At 29.3% G+C, this 21,260-nt stretch carries 25 protein-coding genes; 11 read left to right on the forward strand and 14 right to left on the reverse strand.

Annotation, left to right across the window (positions count from 1 at the left end):
* Positions 1-20: 20 nt before the first annotated feature.
* The 10 genes from AC2TEO_RS00235 to AC2TEO_RS00280 form a co-directional block, all read right to left on the reverse strand.
* The gene (locus tag AC2TEO_RS00235; protein ID WP_442266177.1) at positions 21-1,616 is read right to left on the reverse strand and encodes a right-handed parallel beta-helix repeat-containing protein; all 1,596 of its coding nucleotides are present in this window, start codon (positions 1,614-1,616) and stop codon (positions 21-23) included.
* Positions 1,617-1,672: 56 nt separating this feature from the next.
* Positions 1,673-2,959 carry an argininosuccinate lyase gene (gene argH / locus AC2TEO_RS00240; RefSeq protein ID WP_442266178.1) on the reverse strand — a complete coding sequence of 429 codons (1,287 nt, stop codon included), beginning with the start codon at positions 2,957-2,959 and terminating at the stop codon, positions 1,673-1,675.
* A gap of 44 nt (positions 2,960-3,003) precedes the next feature.
* A complete protein-coding gene (locus AC2TEO_RS00245) occupies positions 3,004-4,095 on the reverse strand; it encodes a M20 family metallo-hydrolase (protein ID WP_442266179.1) in 1,092 nt (363 codons plus the stop codon).
* Complete coding sequence (gene argB / locus AC2TEO_RS00250; RefSeq protein WP_442266180.1) at positions 4,074-4,850, reverse strand: acetylglutamate kinase; 777 nt, start codon at positions 4,848-4,850, stop codon at positions 4,074-4,076. Before argB ends, AC2TEO_RS00245 begins: the two co-directional genes overlap by 22 nt.
* Before the next feature lies 1 nt (position 4,851).
* The gene (locus AC2TEO_RS00255) at positions 4,852-5,787 is read right to left on the reverse strand and encodes a Rossmann-fold NAD(P)-binding domain-containing protein (protein ID WP_442266181.1); all 936 of its coding nucleotides are present in this window, start codon (positions 5,785-5,787) and stop codon (positions 4,852-4,854) included.
* A gap of 111 nt (positions 5,788-5,898) precedes the next feature.
* Positions 5,899-7,038, reverse strand: a complete 1,140-nt coding sequence (locus tag AC2TEO_RS00260; RefSeq protein WP_442266182.1) for an aspartate aminotransferase family protein — start codon at positions 7,036-7,038, stop codon at positions 5,899-5,901.
* Positions 7,035-7,835, reverse strand: a complete 801-nt coding sequence (proC, locus tag AC2TEO_RS00265) for a pyrroline-5-carboxylate reductase (RefSeq protein ID WP_442266183.1) — start codon at positions 7,833-7,835, stop codon at positions 7,035-7,037. The genes AC2TEO_RS00260 and proC overlap by 4 nt, the downstream gene beginning before the upstream one ends.
* 11 nt (positions 7,836-7,846) lie before the next feature.
* A complete protein-coding gene (gene argC / locus AC2TEO_RS00270) occupies positions 7,847-8,824 on the reverse strand; it encodes an N-acetyl-gamma-glutamyl-phosphate reductase (protein WP_442266184.1) in 978 nt (325 codons plus the stop codon).
* Positions 8,817-10,004, reverse strand: coding sequence for an argininosuccinate synthase (gene argG, locus AC2TEO_RS00275; protein ID WP_442266185.1), 1,188 nt, complete (start codon positions 10,002-10,004; stop codon positions 8,817-8,819). Before argG ends, argC begins: the two co-directional genes overlap by 8 nt.
* Positions 10,001-10,618 (reverse strand): GNAT family N-acetyltransferase, encoded by a 618-nt coding sequence (locus tag AC2TEO_RS00280; RefSeq protein ID WP_442266186.1) that lies wholly within the window; start codon positions 10,616-10,618, stop codon positions 10,001-10,003. The genes argG and AC2TEO_RS00280 overlap by 4 nt, the downstream gene beginning before the upstream one ends.
* A gap of 452 nt (positions 10,619-11,070) precedes the next feature.
* Here AC2TEO_RS00280 and AC2TEO_RS00285 point away from each other — a divergent pair, with 452 nt between their 5' ends.
* From AC2TEO_RS00285 to AC2TEO_RS00320, 8 genes are read left to right on the forward strand one after another with little or no spacing between them, the layout of a single operon-like run.
* On the forward strand, positions 11,071-11,487 hold the full coding sequence (locus tag AC2TEO_RS00285; protein WP_442266187.1) for a DUF2141 domain-containing protein: 417 nt from the start codon (positions 11,071-11,073) through the stop codon (positions 11,485-11,487).
* A gap of 16 nt (positions 11,488-11,503) precedes the next feature.
* On the forward strand, positions 11,504-12,856 hold the full coding sequence (locus AC2TEO_RS00290; RefSeq protein WP_442266188.1) for a 2TM domain-containing protein: 1,353 nt from the start codon (positions 11,504-11,506) through the stop codon (positions 12,854-12,856).
* 5 nt (positions 12,857-12,861) lie between these two features.
* The gene (locus AC2TEO_RS00295) at positions 12,862-13,161 is read left to right on the forward strand and encodes a 2TM domain-containing protein (RefSeq protein ID WP_442266189.1); all 300 of its coding nucleotides are present in this window, start codon (positions 12,862-12,864) and stop codon (positions 13,159-13,161) included.
* Entirely contained in the window at positions 13,151-13,432 is a 282-nt protein-coding gene (locus tag AC2TEO_RS00300) for a 2TM domain-containing protein (RefSeq protein WP_442266190.1), read from the forward strand. Before AC2TEO_RS00295 ends, AC2TEO_RS00300 begins: the two co-directional genes overlap by 11 nt.
* Positions 13,432-13,779: a 2TM domain-containing protein gene (locus tag AC2TEO_RS00305; protein WP_442266191.1), complete on the forward strand. Its 348-nt coding sequence runs from the start codon at positions 13,432-13,434 to the stop codon at positions 13,777-13,779. The genes AC2TEO_RS00300 and AC2TEO_RS00305 overlap by 1 nt, the downstream gene beginning before the upstream one ends.
* 4 nt (positions 13,780-13,783) lie before the next feature.
* A complete protein-coding gene (locus tag AC2TEO_RS00310) occupies positions 13,784-14,128 on the forward strand; it encodes a 2TM domain-containing protein (RefSeq protein ID WP_442266192.1) in 345 nt (114 codons plus the stop codon).
* A 20-nt stretch (positions 14,129-14,148) separates the two neighbouring features.
* On the forward strand, positions 14,149-14,505 hold the full coding sequence (locus tag AC2TEO_RS00315) for a 2TM domain-containing protein (protein ID WP_442266193.1): 357 nt from the start codon (positions 14,149-14,151) through the stop codon (positions 14,503-14,505).
* Positions 14,506-14,519: 14 nt separating this feature from the next.
* Entirely contained in the window at positions 14,520-15,275 is a 756-nt protein-coding gene (locus AC2TEO_RS00320) for a LytR/AlgR family response regulator transcription factor (RefSeq protein WP_299620370.1), read from the forward strand.
* Positions 15,276-15,281: 6 nt separating this feature from the next.
* Here the strand turns inward: AC2TEO_RS00320 and AC2TEO_RS00325 are convergent, their stop codons facing one another.
* From AC2TEO_RS00325 to hutI, 3 genes are read right to left on the reverse strand one after another with little or no spacing between them, the layout of a single operon-like run.
* Entirely contained in the window at positions 15,282-16,460 is a 1,179-nt protein-coding gene (locus tag AC2TEO_RS00325) for an MFS transporter (protein ID WP_442266194.1), read from the reverse strand.
* Positions 16,457-17,464, reverse strand: a complete 1,008-nt coding sequence (locus AC2TEO_RS00330; RefSeq protein WP_442266195.1) for a formimidoylglutamase — start codon at positions 17,462-17,464, stop codon at positions 16,457-16,459. The genes AC2TEO_RS00325 and AC2TEO_RS00330 overlap by 4 nt, the downstream gene beginning before the upstream one ends.
* 1 nt (position 17,465) lies before the next feature.
* Positions 17,466-18,701, reverse strand: coding sequence for an imidazolonepropionase (hutI, locus tag AC2TEO_RS00335; protein WP_442266196.1), 1,236 nt, complete (start codon positions 18,699-18,701; stop codon positions 17,466-17,468).
* Between the two features lie 53 nt (positions 18,702-18,754).
* On the opposite strand from hutI, the gene AC2TEO_RS00340 reads away from it, so the two are divergent.
* The 3 genes from AC2TEO_RS00340 (at position 18,755) to AC2TEO_RS00350 (ending at position 20,305) form a co-directional block, all read left to right on the forward strand.
* Positions 18,755-19,183: a DUF3995 domain-containing protein gene (locus tag AC2TEO_RS00340; protein ID WP_442266197.1), complete on the forward strand. Its 429-nt coding sequence runs from the start codon at positions 18,755-18,757 to the stop codon at positions 19,181-19,183.
* A gap of 94 nt (positions 19,184-19,277) precedes the next feature.
* Positions 19,278-19,787 carry a DinB family protein gene (locus tag AC2TEO_RS00345; protein WP_442266198.1) on the forward strand — a complete coding sequence of 170 codons (510 nt, stop codon included), beginning with the start codon at positions 19,278-19,280 and terminating at the stop codon, positions 19,785-19,787.
* Positions 19,788-19,798: 11 nt separating this feature from the next.
* The gene (locus AC2TEO_RS00350) at positions 19,799-20,305 is read left to right on the forward strand and encodes a hypothetical protein (protein ID WP_442266199.1); all 507 of its coding nucleotides are present in this window, start codon (positions 19,799-19,801) and stop codon (positions 20,303-20,305) included.
* A 41-nt stretch (positions 20,306-20,346) separates the two neighbouring features.
* Here AC2TEO_RS00350 and AC2TEO_RS00355 read toward each other — a convergent pair whose 3' ends face one another.
* The gene (locus AC2TEO_RS00355) at positions 20,347-21,216 is read right to left on the reverse strand and encodes an aldose 1-epimerase family protein (RefSeq protein WP_442266200.1); all 870 of its coding nucleotides are present in this window, start codon (positions 21,214-21,216) and stop codon (positions 20,347-20,349) included.
* Between the last annotated feature and the right edge of the window lie 44 nt (positions 21,217-21,260).

Raw genomic sequence — 21,260 nt, forward strand, 5'->3', positions numbered from 1 at the left:
TTTATAAAGATGTTGTAATGTTAGATTTTTACAAACTTTTTAGTCATTGTTTTAAGTGACTTTTCATTTGTTATTTTTACTATAAAAACACCGTTACTTAGTTTACTTAAGTTAATCGTTGAAATATCTTTTGTTGTATTCCCTTTTTTAACTGAACGACCTTTAATGTCATAAATAATATAATTTAAATTATAAAGATTATAGTTAATAATTTCAATGCTCTCGCTTTCTTTATTATAAAAAGTTCTAGTTTTAAAGAAATCATCTTCTTTAATACTAAGAGTAGAGTCGTTTTGTAATTCAAAAGCTCCAATATCTACAGGTTTAGAACCATATTGTCGTGGTGCCCCTGTAAAATCTTTATTAAACGCATTTGATAAAAAGTTATTATTACCAGCATTAATGCCTAGAGAATTTGGTTTTAAGCTATAATCTAAATTTTCGTTTGTAAAAGGAGCAAAATCTTTAGATGATGGATTGTTAAATTCTGGAGAATTTGTAATATTATTATTACCAGATTCATGTCCGTTTTCAATAATACAATTAGATACTAATGGATCAATTAATGTATTAAATCTATAAATATTCCCATCAGGAGCTTCATTATCCCAAAAAATAGAATTCGCAATTTCTGTATTATCATTAAAAACGATTGTTGAAGATTTACTAACTCTTTCAGTACTTTTATTACCTGAAAAAGTACAATTTACAACTTTATGAGATTGAAGGTTAAAAGTTGTATGCATATTTATAATCCTTAAACGGGCGACATTTCCTAAGAATAAAGAGTTATATATTTTTAAACTTGTATCATCTCCTATGGTTATTGCTCCACCAAAATCTTGAACAGTATTACCAGATATTTCAGTTCTATCTATAATTAAAGAATCAAAACCATTTCCTGAAGCAATTCCACCACCACTATTATAAATTGATGTGTTAGAATTAATTTTAGAATTTGTTATAATAGCTGTACCATTCTGACTTAAATATACACCAGCACCAATACCTTCTACAGTGTTATTAGAAATATCACAATTATCAATTTTTATATTTCCGCTTTCTGAGCAAATTCCTCCTCCAAAATCATCAGAAAAGTTATCATAAAATTGACAGTTAGCAATGGTAGGTGCTCCATTTAAGTTATATAAACCACCTCCTTTAGAGTCATTTGAAAAATTATTAGCTCTACCATTAATAATTTTAAAACCATCTAATCTAGTAGAGGCACTAACGTTTCTCATAAATACAACATGATTTGCGTTATCGGTTGATTTAGATAAATCTCCTATGTTTCCATCCAATGTTACAGTATTAGTAGAATAATCTCGTTCATTAAGATTACTTTCGTTACCAATAAAGCCTCCATAAATTTTTACACCACTAGGAATATTAAATCCATCAAAAGAAGGTTTATATGTACCTTTAGCAACCCAAATTTCATCACCAGAAGTACTCGAGCTTAATGCCGTGTCTAAAGAATTAAAAGCATTTTGCCAACTGGAACCGTCATTGTTTCCTGTTGCATTTAAGTTAACATAATATACAGTTGCATTAACTTGTAAATAAAAAAATAAGAATAAAAATGTAGATAAAGAAAGTATTTTTTTCTTCATAACAATTAGTTTTTTTAGGTTAGACAATTTCTGGTAAAAATAGAAATTTAATCGATCTACAGTTTATAAATATTAAGTTTTTTTTGTTTGATTTTATTTAATGATAAGTTATTTATACTTCCAATATGCGTATGTTTTTTTGAGGTGTCTGAAACGTATATTTTATCTTCAATTTCACCACTAATTTTTGAATATGCTTCTCTAAAAGGCATTCCATTAGTTACCAGATTATTAATGTTGTCTACAGTAAAGAGGTATTTGTATTTTTCATCATTAATATCAACATTTTTAACAATGATTTGTTGGATACTGTAATTAAAGATGTCTAAAATTAGTTTTGTGTTTTCTATTGCTTTAATACTGTTTTCTTTTGACAATTGATAATCTCTATGATAACCACTAGGTAGATTATTTGTTAACAACAACATTTCAGTTTGTAATGCTTGAATTTGGTTACATTTACCTCTAATTAATTCAAAAACATCTGGATTTTTCTTGTGTGGCATAATGCTACTTCCTGTTGTTAATTCATCAGGAAAAGAAATAAAACCAAAATTTTGACTCATATACAAGCAAATATCCATAGAAAATTTACTTAAAGTATTTGCTAAATTACCCAAAGAGCTTGATAGAATTCTTTCATTTTTTCCTCTAGACATCTGAGCAGCTACTACATTAAATTTTAAAGTAGAAAACTTTAATTCTTTAGTAGTAAAATCTCTATCTATTGGAAAAGAACTTCCATAACCAGCTGCTGAGCCTAGTGGATTTTGATCTACAATTTTTAAAGTAGCTTTTAATAATTCAATATCATCTAATAGTGTCTCTGCATATGCAGAAAACCATAAACCAAAAGATGAAGGCATTGCTACTTGTAAATGTGTGTATCCAGGCAATAATTTTTCTTGATGCTTTTCAGCTAACGAAATTAAAGTATTGAATAATTCACTTACTTTTTCTAAAATGAATTGTATCTCATATTTGTAGTACAGTTGTAATGCAACCAAAACCTGATCGTTTCTTGACCTTGCTGTGTGAATTTTTTTGCCAATTTCACCAAGTTTTTTAGTTAACTCATATTCGATTTTTGAATGTATATCTTCAAAATCATTCTCTATAATAAATGACTCATTTTCTATTTCTTTAAGTAAAGAGTTTAGAGCTTGAATCAATAGGTTTGCTTCTTTTTCAGATATAATCTTTACTGAAGCCAACATTTTTGCGTGTGCTTTTGAAGCAATCACATCGTATTTTGCAATATGTAAATCAATTTCTCTGTCATTCCCAACTGTAAAATCTTCAATGACTTTATCTAGAGAAAATTCTTTTTTCCAAAGTTTCATGTTTTCAATTGTCAGTTTTCGGTTATCACTTACTAGTTAATTGATCAATGATCAGTGAGAATTGTAGTAAGTATTTTAATATAAATATCTATTCCTTCTTTAATTTCATCAATGTAGATGAATTCATCTGCGGTATGAGAACGTCTACTATCACCAGGACCTAATTTTACAGACTGACAACTTAAAACTGATTGATCTGATAGGGTAGGAGAACCATAAGTTTCTCTGCCTAAAGCTATACCAGCTTGAATTAATTCATGATTTTTATCTATTGATGATGAATTTAATCGTAAACTTCTCGGCACAATTTCACAAGGAGCTTCTTTTTGTAATAAATCAGCAATCTCTTGGTTGGTATATTTATCGTTCACACGGACATCTACAACTAAATCTACTGCAGATGGAACAGCATTATGTTGTTTCCCTGCATTAATTTGTGTGACTGTCATTTTTACATTACCTAAAACTTCTGAAGTTTTATCAAATGTGTAGTTTTTAAACCATTCTAGAACCTCTATTGTATTGTAAATTGGATTATCCTCATTAGGATGTGCGGCGTGACTTGGTGTTCCGTTTACTTTAGCATCAAAAACAATCAATCCCTTTTCCGCAATAGCTAATTGCATTAACGTTGGTTCTCCAACAATGGCTACGTCAATTTTAGGAATTATAGATAACATGCTATTTAATCCGTTCGGACCACTACTTTCTTCTTCAGCAGAACCAACAAAAACTAAATTATAGTTTAAATTTTCTTGATGATAAAAATGAGTAAATGTTGCTAATAAAGAAACCAAACATCCTCCGGCATCGTTACTTCCTAAACCATATAGTTTTCCATCTTCTACAATGGCTTTGTGTGGATCTTTTGTGTATCCGTTATTTGGATAAACAGTATCGTGATGAGAGTTTAATAAAATAGTTGGTTTACTTTCATCAAAATATTTGTTTACAGCCCAAACATTGTTATTTGTTCTCTTATAATCAATACTATGAATCGTACACCAATAGGCTAAAACCTCGGCAGTTTTATCTTCTTCTGAAGAAAACGATGGAATCTCTATAAGTTTTTTTAAGAGATCGATAGCGCTATAGGTAAGTTCTTTTTGTGTCATTATTGTTGAAACGTTGTACATTTTACATTCGTGTTAAAAGGCATTGCGTTATTTCCTATATGAACACTATTCACGCCTCTTTTAATTGCTTGTAAACAGTTATGTATTTTAGGAAGCATACCTTCATTAATTATTTCTTCACGCTTTAAATCTTCAAATATTTTTTCATCAATCCTTTCAACTACGGAATCATCATCATTAATATCTGTTAATACACCATTTTTTTCAAAACAGTAATAAAGCGCAACTTTGTATGATTTAGATAATGCTATTGCTAGTTCGGCAGCAATAGTATCAGCATTTGTGTTTAGTAATTGTCCTTTTTCATTGTGTGTAATGGCACAGAAAATAGGACTAATTTTGTGTTCTAGTAAAATCCGTAAAGTGTCAGTATTTATCTGAATAACATCTCCAACAAAACCATAATCTATAGTAGTTATAGGTCTTTTTACAGAAACAATTGTATTGCCGTCAGCACCAGAAAAACCAATACTATTACATTTTCTAGCTTGTAATTGCGCAACAATATTTTTGTTGATTTTTCCACCATAAACCATAGTTATAATCTCTAAAGTATTAGCATCAGTAATTCTACGTCCATTAACCATATTAGGCCTAATTCCCATTTTTACTGATAATTCTGAAGCAGCTCTTCCGCCACCATGCACTAAAATTTTTGGTGATTCAAGTTTTGCAAAATCATCAAGAAAATCATTTAATAACTTTTCATTGTTGATTACGTTTCCACCAATTTTTATAATCTTTAATTCTTGCATATTATAAGTTTTCGAGGATGTTTTTTAAAACAACCTGAGCTGCATATGTTCTATTGTTTGCCTGATTTATTACTAAAGAATTATCCGAATCTAAAACTGCATCTTCAACAACTACATTTCTTCTTACAGGCAAGCAATGCATAAATTTAGCATTATTAAGCTTATGTTGCGTGATCATCCAATCGCTATCTTGGCTCAATATTTGTCCGTAATCCGCATATGAACTCCAGTTTTTCACATAAACAAAATCCGCATTTTTTAAAGCCTCTTCTTGATTATAATTTACCTGAGTATCTTTTGTGATTTCAGTACTTAATTCATAACCTTTTGGATGTGTAATTGTTAGATTTACCGGCAATTTTTGCATCATGTTTACAAAAGAATTTGCAACAGACTGCGGTAAGGCTTTAGGATGTGGTGCCCAAGACAAAACAACATTTGGCATTGCATCTGAATTAAATTCATTTATAGTAATTGCATCTGCTAATGCTTGTAACGGATGAGCTGTAGAACTTTCTAAATTCACTACAGGAACATCTGCGTATTTTGAGAAACTATTCATAATAACTTCTGCATAATCCAATTCTTTATCTTTTAGTGTTGGAAATGCTCTTACCGCAATTATATCTGCATATTGCGCAATTACTTTTGCAGCTTCTTTAATATGTTCAGATGTTGATAAATTCATCACAGTTCCGTCTTCAAATTCTAAATTCCAAGAGTCACTAATTTGTAAACAAATAACATCCATTCCTAGGTTTTTAGCAGCTTTTTCGGTGCTTAATCTAGTTCTTAAACTAGCATTAAAAAACAACATCACTAAGGTTTTATTTTTACCTAAGTTTTTATGCTCAAATGGAGCTTTTTTTAATGCTATTGCTTCTGTTATTGTTTGGGGTATATTTTTAATATCATTGATTTCAGTATATTTTTTCATGGGATTGAGTTTTGTATAAGATCATTCTGAATTTATATCAGGATTTCAATTTTTTTTAAACTTTATTTAATGAAATACTAAAAAAAATACAGCATGACGGATAATTAATTTTTATACTTTTTGTAACTCTAATGCTTTTGTTAATGCATTGATAAACACATCTACATGTTCTTTCTTAACTGTTAAAGAAGGAAGAATACGAAGTAAGTTCGGATTTTTAGAACTTCCTGTAAATATTTGATGATTATAAATCAATTCTTTACGTAATTCTGCAATTGGGAAGTCAAATTCTAAACCAAGCATTAAACCCCGTCCTTTAATTGTTTTTATTTCTGAAATTTGTGATACTTTATCGATAAAATAAGTCGAAATTTCTTCAACATTATCTAATAATTTTTCTTGTTGAATCGTTTCTATAACTGCTAATGCAGCAGTACAGGCCAAATGATTTCCGCCAAAAGTGGTACCTAATAAACCAAATGATGCTTTAATTTTCGGATGAATTAAAATTCCTCCAACAGGAAAACCATTTCCCATTCCTTTTGCCATTGAAATAATATCTGGTTCTATTCCATGTTTTTGAAAAGCAAAGAAATCACCAGTTCTTCCAAAACCAGATTGAACTTCATCAGCAATCAGTAAGGTTCCGAATTGTTTACAAAGTTGTTCTACAGTTTTGTAAAACTCTGTAGAAGCTTCATCTAAACCGCCAACTCCTTGAATAATCTCTGTGATTACTGCGCAAACATCTCCTTTAGCTAAAATCTTAGTTAAAGTTTCAATGTCTCCAAACTCAACAAAATCAACAGTTTGTTGAGCGTTAATTGGTGCAACAATTTTCGGATTATCTGTTGCAGCTACAGCTGCCGAAGTTCTACCGTGAAATGCATTTTTAAAAGCCACTACTTTATGTTTTTGTGTATGAAAAGAAGCTAATTTTATTGCATTTTCATTTGCTTCTGCTCCAGAATTACATAGAAATAATTCGTAAAGTTTACATCTAGATACGGAAGTTAATTTTTCTGCCAGTTGTTGTTGTAAGGGATTTTGAATAGAATTACTATAAAATCCAATATTTGCTAGTTGTTGTTGTAATTTTTCTACATAAGTAGGGTGAGAATGACCAATGGAAATCACAGCATGTCCCCCGTATAAGTCTAAATATTGTGTGCCATTTTCATCATACACATATACATCTTTAGCCTTTACAGGAGTGATATCGAATAATGGATAAACGTTAAATAAACTCATATTTGTTCTTTTTTAATAGTGTTAATTTTATTGAAAGAAGCAACCATTCCTTGAATTAATGAAGAACTTAAACCCTTGTGTTCCATTTCATTTAAACCTTCAATTGTACATCCTTTCGGTGTAGTTACTTTATCGATCTCTTGTTCTGGATGATTTCCAGATTGAATTAATAAATTAGCAGCTCCTTCACTTGTGAACATGGCTAATTCTTGAGCTTCTTTAGCATCAAAACCTAATTGAATAGCAGCTTGTGTTGTAGCGCGGATTAAACGCATCCAAAAAGCAATTCCACTTGCACAAACTACTGTTGCAGCTTGCATTAAGTTTTCAGGAATAATCATGGTATTTCCAAGTTGATTAAAAATAGATTCAACAATAGTAATTTTATTAGTATCATTAGTATTGGAAGAAATGCAGGTCATTGATTTTTCTACGGCAATAGCTGTATTGGGCATTGCTCTTATGATTGAAAAATCTTGCCCTAATATATTTTCAATTTTTTCTATGGAAAAACCAGTGATTGTGGAGATTACAAGTTGCTCTTTATTGATATATTTTTTTGATTGAAACAAAATTTCTTCCAATTGCTTTGGTTGAACTGCAAAAATTAAAACATCAGAATTTTGAATTGCTTCTCTATTATTACTGGTAATAATAATGTTCTCTTGTTTTGGTAAATCGTTTAATTCGCTTACGTTTCTTTTAGTTAAGTACAGTGAATTAAAGTTCTGACCTTTTATCAATCCTTTAGCTATTGATTTTCCTAAGTTTCCTGTTCCTATGATTGCTATTTTCATCAGTTTAATATTTAGAAATAATTAGCTTTTAATTGTAATCCTTCTGTCTCTTCAAAACCGAACATTAAATTCATGTTTTGTACTGCTTGTCCAGAAGCTCCTTTTAATAAATTATCAATACAACTTGTAATTAATAATTGATTTTCATGTTTATGTACATGAACTAAACATTTATTAGTGTTCACTACTTGCTTCAGATGTAAAGTTTGGTCAGCCACAAAAGTGAAAGCAGCGTCTTTATAAAATTCTTTATAAATTTTAATAGCTTCTTCTTCTGAACCTGAAAACTCAGTATATAAAGTAGCGAATATTCCTCTAGAAAAATTTCCTCTATTTGGTAAGAATAAAACTTGGTGTTTACTCTCTGATTGAAATTTTTCTATGGTTTGATAAATCTCTCCTAAATGTTGATGCGTAAAAGGCTTGTAATAGGAGAAGTTATTATCTCTCCAGGTAAAATGTGTAGTTTTCGATAAGCTAGTTCCTGCACCAGTTGCGCCAGTTATAGCATTTACATGAATGTCATTTGTGATTAGTTTTTCTGATGCTAAAGGAGCAATTGCTAATTGAATTGCAGTTGCAAAACAACCTGGATTTGCAATATAATTCGCATTAATTATTTCCTCTTTATTGATTTCAGGTAAACCATATATGTATTCATTTCCTTGAAATACTTTATTGTTTACAAGTCTGAATTCATTACTTAAATCAATAATTTTTGTAGTATCTGAAAATTGATATTTCGCAAGAAATTTACCAGAATTCCCGTGTCCTAAGCACAAAAACAAAACATCAACATTAGTATTAATTGTGTCTGTAAATTTTTGATCTATAGATCCAACTAAATCTTGATGAATCGCACTAATTGGATTACCAGCGTTTGAAGTGCTATACACAAAATCAATTGTTACTTCTTTATGATGAATTAACAATCTAATTAATTCACCTGCTGTATAACCAGCTCCACCTATAATTCCAGCTTTAATCATGACTGTTGGTATTTTGATAAATTTTAGTTTGATTTCCGTAGATATTAATAAAGCCTTTAGCATCTTCTGCAGTCCAAGCGTTATTCATTTCACCATAGCTACCAAATTTCGATTGTAACAAATCGTTATCCGAAGAAATTCCGTTTAAAGTAAAATGATAAGGCTTTAAAGTTATATACACATCGCCAGTTACTTGTTGTTGACTGCTACTTAGCATGGCTTCTAAATCTCTCATTACAGGATCGAGATATAAACCTTCATGTAAGTGATTTCCATACCAATTAGCTACATAATCTTTATGTTGTAATTGCCATTTGGTTAGTGTATGTTTTTCTAATAAGTGATGTGCTTTAATAATTAATATAGCAGCAGCAGCTTCAAAACCAACTCTTCCTTTAATACCAAGAATAGTGTCACCAACATGAATATCTCTACCAATAGCATATTTAGAAGCGATATTGTTTAGTTTTTCAATGATAACTCCAGAAGTATCTTTTTTGTCGTTAATTGCTACAGGTTCTCCTTTTACAAAGGAAATTTTAATATCAGTAGCTTTTGTTTCTTGTAGCTGAGAAGGATATGCTTCTTCAGGTAAGGCTAGGTGAGAGGTTAATGTTTCATCACCACCAATACTAGTTCCCCATAAACCTTTGTTCACAGAATATTTAGCTTTACTCCAAGATAAATCTACACCGTGACTTTGTAAATAAGCAATTTCTTCTTGTCTACTTAACTTTTGATCCCTAATCGGAGTAATAATTTTAATATTAGGAGCTAATGTGTTAAAGATTAAATCGAAACGAACTTGATCATTTCCAGCTCCTGTACTACCGTGTGCAATATATTCTGCTCCAATGGATTTTGCATAATTAATAATCTCGATGGCTTGTACAATTCTTTCTGCACTTACTGATAATGGATAGGTATTGTTTTTTAATACATTTCCGTAAATTAAGTATTTAATTACTTTCTCGTAGTAATTATGAACTGCATTTATATTTTTATACGTTTTTACACCTAATTGATGTGCTTTACTTTCAATATCATGTATTTCTTCATTGGTAAATCCACCTGTATTTACACTAACAGCATGAACTTCAAAATTTTCATCCTTTGTTAAGTGTACTGCACAATAAGAAGTGTCTAAACCTCCGCTATATGCTAAAACTAATTTTTTCATTTTTTCTCTTTTTTTAAGAATAAATGTTGTTTGATACTTTTCAACCTAGTGAATGTTTTTTCTTTAAATTTCTTAGGTTGATTGTTGTTTTCGGTAGCTGGATCATATAACATTCCCGTACATAAACACATTTTTTGTTCTGTTCTCGTTAAAACATCATAATTGACACAGGTTTTACATCCATCCCAAAACGTTTGATCTGTTGTTAATTCAGAAAATGTAACGGGTTTATAACCTAAGTTGCTATTAAGTTTCATAACGGCTAATCCAGTAGTAATACTGAATATTTTAGCATTGGGAAACTTAGTTCTTGAATGATCAAAAATCTTTTGTTTGATTTTTTTTGATAAGCCTAAACCTCTAAAGTTAGGATGAACGATTAATCCAGAATTGGCAACGAATTTTCCATGTCCCCAAGATTCTATATAGCAAAAACCGGCAAATGTATTTCCATCTAGAGCGATAACTGCGTTACCTTTTTCCATTTTAGAAATAATATATTCTGGTTTTCTCTTTGCAATACCTGTACCTCTAATTTTAGCTGCATTTTCTATGGTAGTACAAATTTCTTCTGCGTAAATTTTATGTGATATATCGGCAATAATGATTTCCATTACCTTAAATTTAAAATTGTTTGTTGTCTCTTTTTTTCTGAAGAAGAACCGGACTCACCTAAGTTCTATTAGTCATATAAGCCCTTACGGGCGAGGGAAAAATCGTCGTACAGAAATCCTATTATCAGTTGTGATAATTATGAATGGTAACGATAAAAAAATAATGTAAAATTGCATGATGATGTTAATAAGATGAATTCAAATTTCTATTGATTCTTAGGCAAGAATGAACTAGCTACGTCGCATGGGGCGTCGTCGGCGTAATGAAATTTGATTTGTCTTATTGCTTGTATGCATGCCGCTAATGTATAAAAAAAATCAATACTCCAAACTTATTTTTTAAAAATTTACAATTCATCATGTAAAATTTACAGTTCGGTAATAATAAGTTTTAAAATAAACAATGTCATTGCATTTTTGAAGTGTAATTAATCTTTAAAACTAAAAAAAAAATGAAATCTTTAAGTATTATTTTATTAGCACTATTAACTTTTAATAATTTATTTGCTCAAGAAGGAAATCAGAAAATTACAGTTACAGTAGTTAATGTTACATCAAATGAAGGAACAATGAAGTTTGCTCTTTCTGATAAAGAAAACTTTTTAATAGGAAAACCAATTCAAGCTAAAGAAGCAAAAATAGAAAATGGTAAATCAGTTGTTATTTTTGAAAATGTTCCAGCAGGAGAATATGCAGTTACTTGTTTTCACGATAAGAACAATAATGGAAAAATGGACTTTCAACCAAGTGGTATGCCGATGGAAGATTATGGTGCTTCTAATAATGTAATGAATTTTGGGCCTCCAAGATATGATGATGCAAAGTTTACTATTACTAACAAAGATGTATCTTTAGATATTAGATTATAACAAATAAAGTTTTAAAATGAGTAGTATATTAAGTTACTTAAAATCTGAATTTAAAAAAGATATTATTGTTTGCGTAAAAATGACTGTTTTATTTGGTGTTTTATTCACGTTAATAAACAGACAATTTACCTTAAAAGGAGCAAGTGTTACTTTTTTGTTTTCTGCATTATATTCTTTTATTCTCGGGTTAGGTAATGGTTTTATTAATGAGTTTTTAAATACTAAATGGGATTGGGTTAAAGAAACGAACCAGAGAGTTTGGGCAGGAATTATAGGAACCATATTATATACATCTGTAGGCGTTTTTATAATTCATTATATACAATATGTTCTTGTATTTAATAATGATTTTAAAGTTTTGTTTTCTGAAAGGTTGTTCTTTATCCATCTATTCGCTATTGTTTTATCATTAGGTGTGGCTGCATTTTTACATGCAAAAGGATTTATGATAGAATGGAAGAAAACCATGAATAAAGAAACTACTCATCAACAAATTGTAGCAAAAACTGAATCAGCGAAGTTTGAAACATTAAAAAGCCAAATAGATCCTCATTTTTTATTCAATAGTTTAAATGTATTGACTTCTTTAATTGGTGAAAATCCAAATCAAGCTGAAAAATTTACTACAAAATTATCTAAAGTATATCGATATGTTTTAGAACAAAGAAATAAAGAGTTAATTCCATTAACAGAAGAATTAAAATTCGCAAAAACCTATATGGAATTATTACAAATGCGTTTTGAAGATGCTTTAGAATTTGATGTTCCAACTTCAGTAACAAATAGTGATTTAAAAATAGTGCCATTATCATTACAATTATTACTAGAAAACGCTGTAAAACACAATGTGGTTTCTAGTTCTAAACCGTTACGAATTTCAATTTATGAAGAGAATGGATATTTAAAAATAGAGAATAATGTGAATCCTAAAGAAGCCATAGGAAAGAAGAGTACAAAAGTGGGGCTTCAAAATATAGCTGATCGATACGGACTTATTTCTAATGAAAGAGTTCATATTGAGAATAACAACAAAACATTTACAGTGAGTTTGCCACTGTTATCTAAAACAAAAAACATTATGAAAATATCAGATAATTTCGAAAATAGTAGTTATATAAAAGCGGTTGAACGTGTAGAAAAAATAAAAGAGTTTTATAGAAATTTAGCGTCGTACTTAATTTTTATTCCGTTTTTCATTTTCATTAATCTACGATTTTCTCCACAATTCCATTGGTTTTACTTTCCAATTATTGGTTGGGGTATAGGAGTATTATTCCATGGTTTAGAAGTGTATAACTATAATGTTTTTTTAGGTAAAGATTGGGAAGAACGTAAGATTAGAGAATTAATGGATAAAGATAAATTTTAATTTTTATGGAGTTTCCTAAAGAAGAAGAAATCAGATACATGAGAGCTCTTAAAAAAGTAAAAGAGATTAAAGAGTTTTATAGTCATCTAGTAATTTACATAATTGTTATTCCGATCCTAATTTTCATCAACTTAAAATTTTCGCCACAATTTCACTGGTTTTGGTTTTCAGTATTTGGTTGGGGAATAGGATTATTTTCTCATGGATTTCAAGTATTTGATGGCTTTAAATTTATAAAGGGAAAAGATTGGGAAGAACGTAAGATTAACGAATACATAAAAGAATACAACAGAAATGGAAAATAATTACATAGAAGAACAACGCTATTTAAAAGCAAAGAAAAAAGTAAAAGAAATTAAAGGTTTTTATGTGCATTTAGCATTGTATCTATTAAACACACCAATTATTGTATACACTAATTTAACTTTTTCTCCTCAGTTTCATTGGTTTTGGTTTTCTGTGTTAGGTTGGGGAGTTGCTATAGGAATTCACGCCTTTTTAGCTTTTAGTGATAATCTTTTCAGTAAAGAATGGGAAGAGCGTAAAATTAAAGAGATTATGAATAAAAAGTATTAATGATGAAGCAAGATTTTTTAGAAGAACAGCGCTATTTAAAAGCTAAAAAGAAAGTAAAAGACATAAAAGGATTTTATTCTCATTTTACAGTCTATATAGTTGTTAATTTATTTTTAAGTTCTATTATAATAGTAGGTTTAATGAATGATGATGGAGATTCTTTTGAAGATGCAATTAGTAATTTCGGAGTATACTCTACCTGGTTGTTTTGGGGAATTGGTGTTTTCTTTCATTGGTTAGGAGTTTTTGGGTTTGGTAACTTGTTATCTAAAGATTGGGAAGATCGAAAGATAAAAGAGTTTATGGAGAAAGATAAAAATAGAAGTCAAAAAATGTTAAATAAATAAAAAGATGTTTATAACAGATTACAATCAAGAAAATGAATATATAAGGGCTAAAAAGCGAGTAGATGAAATCAAAAATTTTTACAAGCAACTAGCAGTTTATATAATTATAAATATAGTTATATCAACTATGAAAATCAGAAGAAATCTATTAAATGGAGAATCTTTTGAAGAAGCTTTTTTCGACTTTGGAACTTTTGCTGTTTGGATTTTCTGGGGAATTGCTATCGTGTTTCAAGCTATTCGACTATTTGGAACAGATTATTTCTTCGGAAAAGATTGGGAGAAAAGAAAAATTGAAGAGTTAATGCGCGAAGAAGAAGATAAAAAAAGAAAAATGTTAAGAAATTAATTAAAAAATCAGAAAAGGTTATGGTGTTAGATGTAAAGAAGAATAAATATTTACAAGCTAAGAAAGAAGCAGCGAAAATAAAATCGTTTTACGATCACTTAACAGTTTATTTGGTCATTAATATAATTTTTGCCTTATCATCTAAGATATCAGAAATAAACTTTCATATATTCGGTGGCTTTAAAATTAGTAACCTTTGGTATAATTTTGAAAACTATAAAGTGTATCCTTTATGGGCTGTTTGGGGAATTATTATAATTTTTCAAGCCATAGATATTTACGCGATATCAATACTTTTAGGAAAGAATTGGGAAAAACAAAAAATTAAAGAGTTAATAGAAAAAGATAAAAAACAAGCAAATAAATATATAGACTAATTGGTATTAACAATATGAATGTTTTAATAATTGAAGATGAAAAACCAGCAGCAAGACGTTTAAATAGAATGTTAGCTGAATTGAATATAGAAGTAAATACAATGTTGCATTCTGTGGAAGAAGCGTTAAATTGGTTTCAAACGAATGAACATCCTGATTTAATTTTCTTGGATATTCAACTTTCAGATGGTTTGTCTTTTGAAATTTTTGAAGAAATACCAGTAAAATCTGCAATCATTTTTACTACAGCTTATGATGAATATGCGCTTAAAGCCTTTAAATTAAATTCTATTGATTATCTATTAAAACCAATAGATGATGATGAATTGAAAGTTGCTGTAGATAAATACAAAGAACAACAACCAAAAAGCAATAACATTCAGGTTGATATTAACGAAATTAGAAAGTTGTTAATTAATCCGATAGATAGAAAATATAAGAAGCGTTTTACGATAAAAATTGGTCAGCATATAAAGATTATACATACAGACAATATCGAGTGTTTGTATTCAGAAAATAAAGCTACTTATATACATACGAACGAGAATAGAAATTACTTGATAGATCATTCTTTAGAGCATTGGTACGATCATTTAGATCCAGAACAATTCTTTAGAGTAAATAGAACGTTTATAGTTCATATTAACGCCATAAAAGACATCATATCGTATACAAATTCACGATTAAAGTTAGTTTTACATTCTTTTACTGATCAAGAAATTATTGTGAGTAGAGAGCGTGTGAAAGACTTTAAAAATTGGATTGATTAAAAAAAACTAATGAGTTATAGTTTTACTGTTCTGTTTTAATGCCAAAAGACCTAATATTGGACCTATAGCTAACACAACAAATAAATATTCTTTAGGAATAAACTCTCGTAAATAGTTTATTGTTTGAATACTTATAATTGTTAAACTATATCCTAAACAGTTTACAATAGTAAGGGCAGTTCCCTTAATTTCTATAGGAGCATTTTTAGCTACTAAAGTTGAAAAAAGAGGAGAATCCATAATCACTGTAAAACCCCAGAGTAAAACAAAAAGAATAAATATAAATAACGGAGAAGAAAAGAATAGAGAAGAAGTAAGACAACATAATCCAGATATTGCTAATGCGATCATGGCAATCTTCTTAGTTTCCCATTTTAATGATAAATAGCCACCTAAAATACACCCTAAACTACCAATTGCTATAATACTAAAAGATAGTAGAGAAATATTAAATTTTACGGTTGGATTTCTATCTAAATAAATACCTAGAATAATAGGAACAAAAGCCCAAAAAGTATACAACTCCCACATATGACCGAAATATCCTAATGCAGCAGATCGAAATTTTTTCTTTTTAAAAACTTGAAAAATAGCATTCAGTTTTAAAGAACTGCTTTTTTTTCTGAAAGGACCATCAGGAATGCATATTAAAATTAGCAAACTCCCTAATAAAGCTAAACCTGAAGTACTACAAATAACAACTTTCCAAGGTAATGCTGTTGTAAAAAAGGACAAAAAGTGAGGAAAAGCTGTACCTAAAACAAGTGCGCCAACTAAATAACCTAAAGATTTCCCTAAGTTTTTATCAAAATGATCTGCGGCAATTTTCATTCCAACAGGATAAATACCAGCTAAGAAAAATCCGGTTAAGAAACGAAAGATTATTAAGCTATTTATGTTATTATCAGGATAAATTATTCCTAAGTTAAAAACAGCTCCTAATAATCCACTAACGAAAAATACTTTTGAAGGAGAAAATCGATCAGCAATATTTAATAATGCAAAGGATAAAGTTCCAATAATGAACCCGAATTGTACTGATGATGTAAGACTAGCTAATGATCCATTTTCTAAATTAAAAACAGTGATTAAATCATTTAAAACTCCATTACCAGCAAACCACAAAGAAGTACAGAAAAACTGAGCTAAAACAATTATTAATAATATAGCTGAAGTTTTTTTCAATTGGTTTTCGACTTAATAAAATCAGTAATTAAATAACTGATATATTTTCCTACTTGTTTTGTAGCTAATTTTTCATTGGATAATGAAGGAGCACCTTCACAAATATGTAAATAGTTTGCTGATTTATGCTTACCAAAGAAATAAACAACACGTCTTGCTTCTTCAGGAGTAAATCCACTTGGAGTCATCGCACTACTAGGAAAAGATTGAATACAATCGAGATCAATTTCAATTCCGAAAGGTTTCTCAGCAATAAAATTTATAGCTCGCTGTAATTCGCTTTCAAACGTTGTGCTTTTGTAAACAGCGATTTCTTCAAACATATTATATTCAAGATTGATGTTGTTGTGAATAAGATCGAATATGTATTGAGGTGTATAATTTCCATGCAAACCAAACATGAAATATTTATCTAAAAACCCATGTTGTAAAGCGTAAGAAAAACCATTTCCACTATGACGTTCTTCCAGTTTTCTAAGATCGGTATGAGCATCAAGATTAATAACATTTACGGATTGATTTAAAGCTTCTGAAAAACCTTTAATGTTTCCGTAAGAATTATTGTGTCCTCCACCAATTACAATTGGAATTTTGTTAGCTTGAACAATAATAGAAATCCATTTAGATAATTCAGTGTCTAACTTTTTTAATAGTTCATTTCCTTTATTACGATCTTCGGGATTAAAATCAATTACTTCATCTAAAAAATCTAAATAACCAAGAATCAATATATCATTACCATTAATAAACTGATTTTGTTGTGTGTTTAATAATGCCTGAAGTGCAGGAATGAAAGCTGTGTGAGCCCCAGCATTTCCATAATTCATTTGTACACCAATATCTTCAGGAACACCTAAAATAATAAATGTAGCAGAAGATGCTTTTAATTCTTCTACTACATTTTTATTGTTATGTATCGTTTGAATATGTTCACCAAGTTTAGATTCTCCATCTCTAAGTGATACAAATTCTAAAATGGTATTGCTAGAAAATGTTTGCAACATGCTATACAAGTTTTCCGTTTATATATACAGACTCAATTACGCTAGATCCGAAATTATAAGGTAAGAAATTATATGATGAGATTTCTTTAGTTATAAAAAAGTTAGCCTTTTTACCTTTAGTAATCGATCCAACTTCATCAGATAAGTTCATTGCATATGCACCATTTATTGTTGCAGCATTAATAGCTTCTTCTGGAGTCATTTTCATTTTTATACAAGCAGTGGCTACAACAAAATTCATGTTTCCAGAAGGAGTAGAACCCGGATTATAATCAGAAGCTAATGCTAAAGGTAAATTATTATCAATAATTTGTCGAGCAGGTGTGTAAGGAATACTTAAGAAATAAGAACACGAAGGAAGCGCTACAGGCATTGTCTCAGATCCTTGTAAAGCTTTTATATCGTCATCGTTTAAAACTTCTAAATGATCTACAGAAAGTGCATTGTTAGTAACACATTTTTCTACACCACCTATAGTTGTAAATTGATTTACATGAACTTTAGGTTGTAATCCTACTTTTTTAGCTGCTTGAATAATTCTTTCAGTTTGTTTTACAGTAAAATAACCTGTTTCGCAAAAAACATCTACAAATTCTGCTAAATTTTCAGATGCAACTTTAGGTAGCATTTCATTAATGATTACATCGATATAAGCTTCTTGGTTTTCTTTAAATTCTTGAGGAAAAGCATGCGCGCCTAAAAATGTAGCTTTAATTGGTAAATCGAATTCATCTCTAAGTCGTTTGATCACTCTAAGCATTTTAAGTTCAGCATCTGTTGTTAAGCCATAACCAGATTTTATTTCTATGGCTCCAGTACCTAAACGCATAACTTCATCGAGTCTAACTTTAGTTAATTCATATAACTCTTCTTCAGAACTTTCACGTAATCTTTTAGCAGAATTTAATATACCACCACCTTTTTTAGCGATTTCTTCATAGGTTAAACCGTTAATTCGGTCAACAAACTCTTGTTCTCTTGTTCCAGCGTAAACGATATGTGTATGACTATCACACCACGTGGGAAATACCATTTTTCCTTTGCAGTCTATTAAAATAGCAGCAGAATAAGAAGGTATATCCTTCATTAAACCAAAATCTATTATTTTCTCATTTTCAATAGCTAAAAAAGCATTTTTTAAGGTTGGTAGTTCTTTCATTTCATTTCCTGAAACCTTTTTAACGCTTTTTTCTCTAACTTGTATTAATTCCTTGATATTTATCAATAAGGTTGTCATAAGGGATCTTTAACTTTGGGTAATAACAAACATACATAAAAAGACGAATCAATATGACATTTTTTCTTGCAATTATATGTAGTATTATATTACTTATTATTTCTTTATTTCATTTCTATTGGGCTTTTGGAGGCACTTTCGGTCTCGATCGTGTTATTCCAACAAATGCAAAAGAAGCAAAAGTTTTAAAAGCTCCGCCAATTTTAACGTTATTAGTTGCGTTTTTTGTATTACTAATTTTTAGTAGTTATATACAAGTAGCTAAAATTTATGATTTTTACTTTCTACCTCAGTGGATTAAGATGAATGGTTTACTAATATTTTCTTCTATTTTTTTATTGAGAGCTGTAGGAGATTTTAAATATGTAGGTTTTTTTAAGAAAATTAAACAAACCAAATTTGCTGTAAACGATACTAAATACTTTTCGCCATTGTGTTTATTTTTGGCTTTGTCAGGGTATATTCTTTTATTTTTAAATTAGGAAATGGTATTTTTAGCATTAAATTTTATAAGATATTAAACTATAAAGGCTTATAAATTAATCTTTGGTTTAATAGACATAGATTAAAAATTTTATGATACCAACTACAGAATACAACCCGTATTATACTTCGTTTATTACAAACTTAGAAACTGAAAAATCTATAATCGAAAATTTAAAGACAGTTCAAGAAGATTTTGAAACTACTTTAAGAACTATACCATCAAATAAAGAGAATTATGCTTATGCTGATGGTAAATGGACAATTAAGGAATTAATTCAGCATTTAATAGATACAGAACGTATTTTTTGTTATCGAGCTTTATGTTTTGCAAGAAATGACAAAACCGATTTACCTGGTTTCGATCAAGATTTGTTCGTTATTAATTCTATAGCTCAGGATAGAGATTATAAAGATTTACTAGATGAAATGAATTTACTTAGAAAAGGAACGATTCAGTTATTTAAAAGCTTTAGACAAGAAGATTTACTGAAAATAGGTTCAGGTTCAGGAAATAAAATATCTGTTCGTGCTTTAGGAATGGTTATGGCTGGTCACCAGAAACATCATTTGCAAGTGATTAAAGAACGTTATTTGTTGTAATTTAAGGATTTATGAAAGCAGATTTAATTGATACAAACTATGTTTATAATCATAGGTTTTTTAGAATTTGGAAAGAATGTTTGCTGCTTTATGGCATTTTATTGATAGTATTAACAATGTTTGAAGCAGCAAATACTATTGGGAAATATGATTTCTACATAAGTTCATTTTCAAAGTTCTTTGTGTTTTCAGGAATGATTTTGTGGTTTATGAATAGTTGGTTGTTTTTAAGAATAGGAGAAGTGTCTACTACAAATAAGGAATTAATACTTGAATTTAAAGATTCAAAAAAAGTAATAGAATTAAATTCAATTAATCAAGTAATATTTGGTAAGGAATATAGGAAATTTTTTTATTTGAAAATCCAGGAATCTGAGTTAGTAATTGAACTTGACAAAAATCAAATAAAAGAATTAAAAAATATTTTTAAAGAATTCAATATAGAAATAAAATACAGACACTATACGGATAATATATCTGAGTGGTTTAAAAAAATAACTTTCCGAAAAAAAGTATAATAGAGTTCATGGTGAGTTTAATTCCTTTAAAAAAGAGTGTTTTAGTAAATTTCAATGGTATATTCTTTTTCAAACTCCTTATCTACGTCTAATTTGATAATACTATCTTTTTGAGTGAAATCTTGGTTGGTAGTTTCAAGATCAGCAGCTCCCATCCATGGTTCAAAACAAATGAAAGGAGCATCTTTTTTGGTCCAAAAAGCAAAATATTCCCAGTCTGAACTTAAAAAATTAAGTCCGTGTTCATGTTTGTTAGATTTTAGAGCAATCTTTTTAGAGGAAATGTTTTTATAAATTAGAGCATCATCTTTAAATAATTCATAATTTAATTTAAAGATCTTATCAATCGATTGTTCAGTCGGATTTATAGTACGCAATCCGTTAGTTTTATTTAAAGAATATTGTAGAGGAGTTTCATTAGTTTCAAATTCAATGTAATAATCAGAAAAATATGTTTCAGAAGTAATTGGACAAGAAAAAGCTGGATGTGCACCAATTGAGAAATAAATTGCTTTATCGTCCTCATTTTTTACGTGATACTCAGTTTTGATCGAGTTTTCTATTAGAGTGTAAGAAACGTGTAGCTTAAATTTATAAGGGTAAATTTCTAATGTTTTGTCAGAATAATTTAGTTCAAATGTGATTTTATTACCATTGTTAGACATCACACTAAATTCATTATCTCTAGCAAAACCATGTTGAGGTAAATGATATTTCTGATGATCTACGAAATATGTATGTTCTTTTAGTTTACCAACAATAGGAAATAAAATAGGAGCGTGGCGTTTCCAAAATTTCTCATCACCATTCCATAAATAATCTAATTGAGTTTGTTTTGAATAGATTTTAGTAAGCTCTGCACCAGCAGTTTTTATTTGTATTTGTAGTTGGTCGTTTTCTAGTGTAATCATCTTTTTTGAGATAAAAAAATCCTTATCTACAAGATAAGGATTTT

The organism is Tenacibaculum aquaeponti (assembly GCF_057221555.1).